At 38.0% G+C, this 10304-nt stretch carries 11 protein-coding genes; 4 read left to right on the top strand and 7 right to left on the bottom strand.

Annotated elements, in window-relative coordinates; genetic code table 11:
* Window positions 1–40: 40 nt before the first annotated feature.
* On the top strand, window positions 41–565 hold the full coding sequence (locus V7083_RS11170; protein WP_335477674.1) for an HD domain-containing protein: 525 nt from the start codon (window positions 41–43) through the stop codon (window positions 563–565).
* A 121-nt stretch (window positions 566–686) separates the two neighbouring features.
* On the top strand, window positions 687–1808 hold the full coding sequence (yfkAB, locus tag V7083_RS11165) for a radical SAM/CxCxxxxC motif protein YfkAB (RefSeq protein WP_335477672.1): 1122 nt from the start codon (window positions 687–689) through the stop codon (window positions 1806–1808).
* Window positions 1809–1850: 42 nt separating this feature from the next.
* Here the strand turns inward: yfkAB and yidA are convergent, their stop codons facing one another.
* The 6 genes from yidA to V7083_RS11135 all read right to left on the bottom strand — a co-directional run bounded on the left by yidA (window position 1851) and on the right by V7083_RS11135 (window position 8457).
* Window positions 1851–2663, bottom strand: a complete 813-nt coding sequence (gene yidA / locus V7083_RS11160; protein WP_335477670.1) for a sugar-phosphatase — start codon at window positions 2661–2663, stop codon at window positions 1851–1853.
* A gap of 52 nt (window positions 2664–2715) precedes the next feature.
* Window positions 2716–3945: an MFS transporter gene (locus V7083_RS11155; protein WP_335477668.1), complete on the bottom strand. Its 1230-nt coding sequence runs from the start codon at window positions 3943–3945 to the stop codon at window positions 2716–2718.
* A 26-nt stretch (window positions 3946–3971) separates the two neighbouring features.
* Window positions 3972–4967, bottom strand: coding sequence for an ROK family transcriptional regulator (locus tag V7083_RS11150; protein WP_335477666.1), 996 nt, complete (start codon window positions 4965–4967; stop codon window positions 3972–3974).
* 338 nt (window positions 4968–5305) lie between these two features.
* Window positions 5306–6088 (bottom strand): alpha/beta fold hydrolase, encoded by a 783-nt coding sequence (locus V7083_RS11145; RefSeq protein ID WP_335477664.1) that lies wholly within the window; start codon window positions 6086–6088, stop codon window positions 5306–5308.
* 143 nt (window positions 6089–6231) lie between these two features.
* Window positions 6232–7221: a DUF3231 family protein gene (locus V7083_RS11140; RefSeq protein ID WP_335477662.1), complete on the bottom strand. Its 990-nt coding sequence runs from the start codon at window positions 7219–7221 to the stop codon at window positions 6232–6234.
* Window positions 7222–7494: 273 nt separating this feature from the next.
* Entirely contained in the window at window positions 7495–8457 is a 963-nt protein-coding gene (locus V7083_RS11135) for an MBL fold metallo-hydrolase (protein ID WP_335477660.1), read from the bottom strand.
* A 226-nt stretch (window positions 8458–8683) separates the two neighbouring features.
* Between V7083_RS11135 and V7083_RS11130 the strand changes: the two genes are divergently transcribed.
* A complete protein-coding gene (locus V7083_RS11130; protein WP_335477658.1) occupies window positions 8684–8875 on the top strand; it encodes a hypothetical protein in 192 nt (63 codons plus the stop codon).
* On the top strand, window positions 8875–9072 hold the full coding sequence (locus V7083_RS11125; protein WP_335477656.1) for a YwbE family protein: 198 nt from the start codon (window positions 8875–8877) through the stop codon (window positions 9070–9072). Before V7083_RS11130 ends, V7083_RS11125 begins: the two co-directional genes overlap by 1 nt.
* Window positions 9073–9250: 178 nt before the next feature.
* Here the strand turns inward: V7083_RS11125 and add are convergent, their stop codons facing one another.
* The gene (gene add / locus V7083_RS11120) at window positions 9251–10243 is read right to left on the bottom strand and encodes an adenosine deaminase (RefSeq protein ID WP_335477654.1); all 993 of its coding nucleotides are present in this window, start codon (window positions 10241–10243) and stop codon (window positions 9251–9253) included.
* Between the last annotated feature and the right edge of the window lie 61 nt (window positions 10244–10304).

Below are 10304 nucleotides of genomic sequence, written 5' to 3'. Positions count from 1 at the left end.
TTATATAATACATACTAATATTTTTAAGAGGGTGATTAAAATGAGAGAAGTAACGTTAATTCAAATTTTCAATCATCATATCGCAAGAAAATATTTAGATCGTTCTGGAATTGTCCATGCCATCGCTTGTGCTTATCATGCATTTAAATTGGCCAAAGAATATAATGTTTCGGTGGACTTGGCTACAAAAGCTGCATTGCTGCATGATATGGGGCATTATACTTGGTATAGCAACGGAAAATGGGATTATGATTTATATAAAAAGAATGATATTCATGCGATAAAAGGAGCGGAAAGGGCACATAAATTGTTGATCCGTTTGGGAGAAAACCCCATTATCGCGAAAGACATCGCACTGGCCATATTATTTCATACAGATTCTTATATGCCTGAAGGATTTATCAACAGGACTCCGTTGCAGCAAATCGTCAAATTAGCGGATGAGATGGATGAAGAACAAGGCGGGATGCATCATTATAAAAAAATGGACGAGACTAGAGCGATCAAAATGATTGAACGTTTGGACCACATGGTTGAAGAGGAATTAAAAAATAGCATTATCTAAAAAGTACCTTTCTTTGGGAGGGTACTCTTTTTGTGCCTGAAAACAGCTAATATTAGCAAGCCTCCCCCCATATGCTTTATAATAAAAGGGTTTTTTAAAAAACATCATTAAGGAGTTAATTATGTTAAAAACCAAGAAAATCACCCCTCAATATGACCCCTGGGAAGCCTATTTGGATATGGAGCAGTATGGCAAGCTGCAACTGACGAATATTGAGTTCACTACGACTACTTTATGCAATATGCGCTGCGAGCACTGTGCAGTTGGTTATACTTTGAAAACAAAGGATCCTGATGCCCTCCCGCTCGAGCTGATTTTACATAGACTTGATGAAATTCCGACACTGCGGTCTCTGAGCATCACAGGCGGAGAGCCCATGCTTTCGCTTTCTTCCGTAAATAACTATGTCATCCCGATTTTAAAGTATGCTCATGAACGAGGCGTGCGCACCCAAATCAATTCGAATCTTACCCTTGATTTGGCCCGTTACGAGTCCATTGTTCCTTATTTAGATGTCCTGCATATTTCACATAATTGGGGTACAATTGAAGATTTTGTCGAGGGCGGCTTCGCGCAAATGGATAGAAAACCAACCGCTAAACAAAGAGAAGCCTATTTTGAGAGAATGATTGAAAACAGCAGAGAACTAGTGAAGGCTGGAGTCATGGTCTCAGCGGAAACGATGTTAAATAAACGCACCTTGCCACATCTCGAAAAAATCCACAAGCAGATCGTGAACGAAATGCTCTGTCAGCGTCATGAGGTGCATCCAATGTATCCAAGTGATTTCGCGAGTACTCTTGAAGTATTAACGCTGGAAGAAATTCGGGCAGCTATCCACCATTTACTCGATATTCGTGATGAAAAGGTATGGATGCTGTTTGGAACACTGCCATTTTATGCATGCAGCCAAAATCATGATGATCTTCATCTACTGAAACGGCTCTACAATAGTAAAAATGTTACGGTACGGAATGATCCTGATGGTCGCTCCCGTCTTAACGTGAATATTTTTGACGGCGACATTATTGTAACAGATTTCGGCGACACCCCTCCGCTTGGAAACATTCAAACTACTAATCTGCAAGAGGCCTACGAAAGATGGCAGGATTCAGACCTCTGCAAGGAATTAAGTTGTCACTGTCCAGCCGTTTCCTGTCTGGGGCCAAATGTTTTAGTAAAAAATAGTTATTACCAAAATCATGATTTTTCAAAGCTTAGAAATAATATATCTAGAAATTAAAACGAAAACACGTTGGCAATCGGATTACCAACGTGTTTTTTTCTATTTATTAAGTATTAGTTTTTCAATCGCATAGGCAACGCCATTTTCATTATTGGATAATGTCTGAAATTCTGCCGCCTTTTTTACACTTGGCTCGGCATTCCCCATAGCCACACCGCAACCGGCATATTCCACCATGCTTAGGTCATTTTCGCCATCTCCAATACAGATCACTTCCTCTCTTTTAATGGAAAGTTTTTCTGCAAGTTGTTTGACCGCATTCCCTTTATTGACGGTAGGATGGAGAATTTCTAAAAAGAACGGGGCACTTTGGACCATCGTATATTGTTCTTTAAATGAATTCGGTATGTTGGCGATCACTTTGTTTAGCCGTTCAGGTTCATCAATAAACATAACCTTAGGGATCATCATATCCTCAGGAACCTCATCCAAAGTTCGATAATGAAGTGGTATTTGATTCATATATGCCTCATGTACGGTATATCGGTTAATCTCTTTATTGGGTGTATAAAGATTGTCTGAATCAAAAAAGTGCAGCGGGGATTGAATCTGTTTACTTAAATCGTATAATACCTTTAAGTCCCCGTATGTTAAGGAAGTTTGCGAAACAACTTCATTCGTGTGCGTATTTTGAACAAGAGCACCGTTAAAGGTAATAACATAATCATCTTCTTCATTTAGTTTTAAATCTTCAATAAATGAATGGACACCGACAATAGGCCTTCCCGTACAAAGGACCACTTTCACTCCTCTAGCTTTTGCAGCCTGAATGGCGTCCTTTACTTCATTTGTCACTTCTTTTCGGTCATTAAGCAATGTACCATCCATATCAATAGCGACTAATTTATACAAAGTATTTCACTCCTAATCTTTGTTGTAAGGTTCAAAATTTTTTACCTTATGGTTACAATGCTTTTGAGCATGTTTCATTCTTTTTTAATAATCTCTTCATATTTAAGAAACCATTTAATTTTTCAGACCCCAAGAGCATTATAGCAATAAAACTTTCAATAACAAATGGGAAGATTCTGATTGTTGAATGTGCGGCAATAAAACCTAGTAGCGGAGGCAGGAACGTACTGCCCATATAAGCTACCGCCATTTGATAGCCCATAATGGTTTGAGAAGATTCCTTCCCAAAATTTGCTGGGGTTTCATGTAACATGCACGGGAAGATTGGTGCCAGTCCTAAGCCAACTACAATAAAGCCTGCTAGTGAAAAAAAGGATGGCAATGGCAATAATAAAAGTACCGCACCAGATAAGGCTATGATTTGCCCCACTCGAATAAGCGTACGATTGCTGACCCTTAACGTAATAAAGCCTGTAATGAATCTTCCAATCGTTATGCCCCCATAATAGAGCGAAACCCATTTTGCTGCTGTCCCTGCAGATAATTCCTTTACATTTACGAGGAAACTGCTTCCCCAAAGGCCCATGGTAGCTTCAGCCCCGCAATAAAATAAGAAGGAGGCAAGCGCAAGTTTAACCCCCTTAATATGTAAAGGTTTCACAGGTTTAACTTCCTTATTAAATGATACGCTTGTTGAGTCTGACTCTGTATTTAAAAGGGTAGCATTGTTTTTTCCAACCTTATTCCATAATGGCAACGTGAAGAACAGAATCACAACTAAGGTAAATTGAATCCCGGCGATGGTAAGATAGCCATTTCTCCAAGAATTGTGCCCAGAAATAAACTGAGCCATAATAATCGGTCCAAGTGTAGCCCCAACACCCCAGAAACAATGAAGCCAGCTCATATGGTGTGCTTTGTAATGGGTAGCGACATAATTGTTTAAACCCGAGTCAACTGTACCAGCCCCTAATCCTAGGGGGATAGCACAGATAAATAGCCATTCGATGGATGGAGCAAAGCTAAAACCAAGTAAAGCCCCAGCTGTCATCAGGCAACTAACAAATGTGACCAATCCTGTACTAAATCGTTTAAGAATCACTCCGCTTGCCATGCTGGATATGATCGTCATCCCTGCTATCATCATGAAAATCAAACCGGCCGTCTCAACTGGAGCTCCATATTCGGAGTGCATAACAGGCCATGCAACGCCCAACAAGGAATCAGGTAAACCTAAGCTGATAAATGCCAAATAGATGATAACCAAAAAGAGTGTAGCCATAGATATCCCCGCCTTTATTGAATAGTTCATTTTGCCTCAGTAATCATCAGATCCAATCCAAGTTTCTGTAGTCCATGCAGGTAGTCTTGCTTCCAGTCACTCATCGTGATCTCAGGAAGGTGCTCTGCTGGAATATACTTCGAACTCCCTTCAGTAATTTGGTCGATCCGTACTTTGTTCATTTCATCCACACAAAAGATGATCGTATGAGGATTAATTATTGCAACAAACGCAGCTACCAATCGGCTAATGGCATCCGTCCTATACTCCTCAGTTTCCAAGGATTGAATAAAGTTTTGCTGATCATACAGAGGAACAAATGATACCTCCCCTGAGAAAAAGGTACTTCCTCTCACTACATCTCCATTAATCAATATTCCCGCTCCCGGACCATTTTGACCAAAATATAAATAAACAAGGGATTGATTTTTATTTCTCCCCTTTTTGTTGTGATATCCAAGAACAGAAGCATTCATATCATTCTCTACGACCACAGGGATTGAAAAATGATCCTCATAGTAACCCTTCAAATCAAAGTCTTGAAAATGCTCATAGCCCGGAATATAAAAGACCCGACCATTTTCAACCGACCCGGGCACACCAATAGCCAAGGCACTAATTTTGGGATATAGAACCATAATGTCTTCGATACATGTAGTTAATAAATCTTTATCTATTAATACACTAGATGTTTTTCCCTGCTTCTTTACTTCCCCTAAACAATTGAAAACGGTATAATGTGTCTCCGTTCTCTCTAAATAGATGGCCAGGCCCAACATGTGATCCGGATTGTAGGAGTATCGTTTCGCCCTTCGTCCTCCGCTGGAATCATCAAGGCCAAGTAAAAGAATCTCTCCATCCTTCTCCATTTGTTCTAAAAACTTACTAATGGTTGGAAAGCTAATTCCTAATTGATCAGTAAGCTCAACCTTTGTAGCACTACCCAGTTTCAATAGTGTAGTGCGAATTCCACTAAGAATGATCTTCTTCATTGTCTTTGGAGTTGCGAATAATTCACTCACCAACATCACCACCTAAACCTATAACTTATTAAACATCTTTAATAAGTCTTGGTGATACTATATCAAATTTTTATTTTTAAAACAATGGAATCGAAAAGTTATAGTTTAAAATACCCTATTCATAAAAGGTTTTTTCATGAACTAGAAGCTGTGGCTCTGATCTTCCAGGCCAACTTTAGTCAAGTTCCAATCAATAAAAACCCTGATCGAGTAGACCAGAGTTTTTCGGTTCAAAGTTAATGGTAATTGGATTTTAGGCTGGTCAGAAAAAAGACTCAAATAATAAGGTTCAAAATAAATCGCTTAGGTTCATCATAAGTTCCCGTTAGAGTACAGTATCAACCAACAAATTGCATTAATACCTTGTTAAATTTGTCACGTTCTTCCCAAAAAGGACCATGACCACTGTAATGAAACGGAACAAGCTGTGAATTTATGACCTTTTGATTCAGTTCTTGCGCTTGTGAGAATGGAATGACTTTGTCGTGAACGCCGTGAATGATTAGGGTAGGGACAAATATTTTTTGCAAATCGGTATAAAGTTTCTCATCCCTTAGTGTCATAATGATCGCTGCTGTTGACCAACCAGCTGCTTGTAATCCTAATTGGAAAAACCATTCAGAGAATGAATTTGTTATATATTGAAAGAAAAAGCTATCTGTCACATCCTGCATCAATTTAGGACGGTCATTTAACGCCTGAGCAAGGAATCTAGTTGCCGTTTCTGTAGTAAAGCCTATAGGAGCTGCAGCATCTACAAGGACAAGATTGGATACCCCGTAACCATTATGTCGGGACATATATCGAATGGCGATTGCCCCACCTGTCGAGTGACCAACCAGAGTAAAATTGTCTAATTGTAGTACACCCACTATCGTCCGTATATCATCGGCTAATCGGTCAAAATTGTAGCCGCTTATTGGCTTATCCGACTTTCCGAATCCTCTCCAGTCAATTCCGATACAACGGTACCCCATTACAGGAAGAACATTAAATTGATACTCAAACTGTTCATGACTTAACGGCCAACCATGTAAAAACACGATCGCCCTATTACCCTCGGGATTTAAATCTTCTACATATAATTTTACACCTGATTCCACAGTAACAAAGTATCCCACTCCGATCCCCCCTAAAAAGCCTTAACAATAAAATATTCATTGGGCGAACATAGGTGAATACTTATTACTTGTTTCAATAGCTAATAAAGGAGTGGCTGTATGTATTATTAGCACATAAGCATCTTCTTGAACCCTACTAACTTTTATAAAAATTCAGTATCATCCGCTACTGGCGGCTGTTCCATCCAACCATTCTCAATCATGATCTCAGTAGCATCTTCAACAAATTTAGAAATACTCATGAATGATCTTACATACATAAAACCAATATCGTGCCTACCATTGACTGCCAGAGAATTCCCAAGTGCTCGAATTTTCATGGAAAACATATCAATTTTGTGAAATAACATAATTTTATCAGAAAAAGGAGATAAGGTTGTATCGGTAACTAAATGATCAAGAAGTGTTGGTGACGGTAAATTTTCAGATTGCAATTGATGCTGATATTGTTCAATGGCTTTCGTTGTAATATCTGCACCTTTTCGAAACAGTTCTCGTATTTTATCAGCTTTTGCTACTTGACTAAATCCTAGAATTAACGCCTTGCTTGTTACGTTGCTCTCAATATTATCGTAGAGATGAGCAATCTCTAAGGCATGGAGCGGTCGCACCTGGCCAAAAAAACCGTTTAGAAAATTCTTTTTCACATATTTAACTTTATTAGGTATTGGAATAACTGGAGGTCTAAGAATTAACTTTTTTGTAATCAAAATATGTTTAACTTCCTCCAATAATTCAGTGGATAATTTCAAACAATAATGGGCTAAGTCTTTCACATCGTTACGGAAAACTAATGGTAATGCCAGACTATAAATACTTATTCCTGCTTTTAAGGCATATTGCAAATAATGAACATAAAATTCATCTTCAAATAATCTTGGCACATTTAAGTTTACATCTTCGTCCGTAAAACCAGCCGGAATAGGAAAGTTCTCTTGAACAAAAATGGTTGTTATCCGATCCATAAAGTCGTTGGTTAAAGTTAAGGAATTTTCCAATAGTCTGTTAATATCTTCATCTTCAACGTGTTGGAGAAAGTAACGTATGATTTGTTTTGTCATACTGTTTCCTACATAGGTAGCCCAAAGTTTCCCCATTTCAGCACTTGTAAGTGGGTCATGCATAGATTTCATTACATTCACGTCCTTCCTAAAAGATTTCCTGCCAATGAATAAAGCTGAAAACCAAGAAACGTACCAGAAGTAAAGTCATTCTTTTCGAAAATCATTAAAATCCAATCCTCCTAATTGTTCTACTTAAGTGGTAGTTTTTTCATTTTGAGGATGTTTATTCTTACTAAACTTACTTATTTTCCACATTTCATTAAACTTCCATTAGTCGAAAAAAAAAGCGCCTTATTTGGGCGCAAAATTTTTTTCCTATAATGCATTATTTATTTTCCCTTTTTAATCCGCTGCTTTAGTGATGAAATCATAAACCTTCTTCAGGTTTGTCTTAAAATAGGTAGTAAAGTACCAGTCATGATAGTCTTTCGGTACTAAAATATCATCTATTCCTCTCTTATTTCCAATAGCCTCCGAAACCAATGCCACTATATGATTCATATAACCTTTAACTTCATGAAGTTCTTTCATTGAACCAACATGACCATGGCCCGGTACTATTGTTTCTATATCAAGTAATTCGACTCGTTCCAAAATATTTAGCCATTCTTTAGGGTTCGCATTAATCATTACAGGATGATGTTTTGAGAGCACTAGATCACCCATTACGGCTATTTTTTCTTTGGGCAGGAACACGAATGCATCACTTTGCGTGTGACCTCCTCCGTACGTCAAGAGATGGACCGTCCTGTCTCTACCATGAATACTCATCTGACGATCAAAAGTGATAGTTGGCAGTGTATATAATAAATCAGGGAGCATTTTCATGTACTCGCGATCACTTGTATTTTCCCATTCCATTTCCTTCTTTAACTTTTCGTCAGTCTCTTTTTGTATTTTATCCTCTACTTCTTCAATAGCCTTATAAATAGGTTCAGGATTTGATCGTTGCTGAGCTAACCTATCTTTCCCATATGTTGCCATAATATCACGTGTAGCAGACGTGGAAATAATTTGTGCTTCGGTAAACACTTGATTTCCGCTCGTATGGTCACTGTGCCAATGTGTGTTTAGTACATAAGAAACTGGTTTTCCAGTAAGATGTATGGCTGTTCTCTCCAAATCTTCGGCAGCATTTATGGTTGTAAACGTATCAACCACAAGTGTCGAATCGCCTAGGTCAATTATTGCGGCATTCCCTACTGAGCCGGTACCAGGGACTGAAATGGCAGCATATACACCCTCAGCAACCATTTTTATTTGAAAATGTTTTGAACCTGTTAAAGTTTCTATTCTATTTTTCATCCGAACTCTCTCCCTAAATGAAATCATTATTTTATAATACCATACAAAATTATCCAGCGTATATTTCCATTCATCTAGGTTATTCTTAACGTGTTCAGGCATGTTTTAAATTATTTTAAGAAAAAACCATAATTTTCTGCCCCTATTCCTTTCTTTGTTCTTTCACAAATAGACAAAAATCAATTATACTGGACTAACTATCCTATTCAAAAAGGAGGAATTTCCTATGACTGAGAATAATCAATCACAAACACCAAAAAAGAAAATCAGCCTGCAAGAGGCCATGAAACAGCAGCTTGAAAACAAAAAGAACCAGAACTCAAATAATGGAAAAGTGAATGCCGATCTTTCGACAAAAAAAATGAAAAGCCAGCAAACGAAAAAACCAAGCAATACCCGCAGAAAAATGGGTGTCTAATGAATGGACAAAATCGGAAAGACATTATACCGGGTTTGGAAGTTGATATTGTTTTAAAAACGGATCAAAAAACGGGAAAGCTCACCAGGGGCATTGTGAAAGATATTCTTACCAAATCGGGCACCCATCCCCATGGTATCAAAGTCAGGTTAACAGATGGACGGATCGGACGGGTACAAGAAATACACTCTAAATAAAAGCAGAAAAAAAGCATTCAGGGATGGAACAGTTACAACCCGAATGCTTTTTATTTACTCTTTTCCCATTCTGTTAAACCTCTATCCGTAAACAGTGTACAGGTACTGCTGCAGACGTTTCTCAATATCTCAATACCTGCTTTATTCTTGTTGACTGATCGTATAATATCGGATTTCCTTAAAATTTTGCCAGGCACCAATCTTTCGTTTCTTGGTCAGCAAAGGATGCTTCAACGCTATTGGAATAGATTCGTCGATAATCCTCTTCGCTTAGATCAAATTCTTTGTTAACTAAATGAATTTCTTTTGACATTGTAGTATTAGAAACGGTTCTGTTATCCGTACTGATTGTCACTTTTATTCCATCTTTATGAAACTTATATATCGGATGATCAGAAAAATGCTGAACAGCTTTTGTTTGGACATTACTTGTTGGACACATTTCAAGCACTACCTGTCTTTCTTTCACTTCCCTATAAGCTTCAGCGCAATCTTTAATAAATACTCCGTGTCCTATTCTTTCAGCCCCCAACATTTCAATAGCCTCTAGAACGTTTTTACCGATCCCCGTTTCACCTGCATGTATGGTGACTCTGTAGCCATATTCTTTGGCTAATGCGATGGGTTCTACGAATCTTTCACAAAAACCTTCTTCTTCCGATGCACATAGGTCAATTGCTACTACACCTTTTCCTAGGAACTTTTTCCCCTTTTCAACCACCTCAAACGCACTTTTTACAGACATTGTCCTCAAACAAGACAGAATAATATTACCCTTTATGTCGTAACAGCTTTCTGCTTCCTTCATACCCTCTATGACACTCTCAATAACTTCCTCAACATCTAATCCTTTTAATGTGTGAAGTAACGGTCCAAATCGGACCTCCATATATTTTACATTTTCCCTTGATGCATCCTCAAAAAGCTCAAACGTAATTCTTTTTAAGCTCTCTTTAGACTGCATAACCGAATTAGGAAGAGAAAATCTTTTTAAATATTCCTCTAGTGATTCACAATCCATAGGAGCAATCAGCTCATTTTGCAACTCCTTTTTATCAAAAGAGGGTAACTGGAGGCCTTCCTTTTGGGCAATATCCATAACGGTCTCAACCCTAACGCTTCCATCCAAATGACAGTGAAGTTCAACTTTCGGCAACTCTAAAAAGTTCATTTTGACCTCCAAATATTGTTATTAAATTACATAAATAATAAAAAAATTCCTGATTACGAAG

It is taken from the genome of Bacillus sp. JJ1764 (genome assembly GCF_036962145.1).
GTDB lineage: Bacteria > Bacillota > Bacilli > Bacillales > Cytobacillaceae > Neobacillus.
The sequence above is the reverse complement of the archived record's forward strand: the minus strand, read 5'-3'. Positions and strand labels throughout refer to the sequence as shown.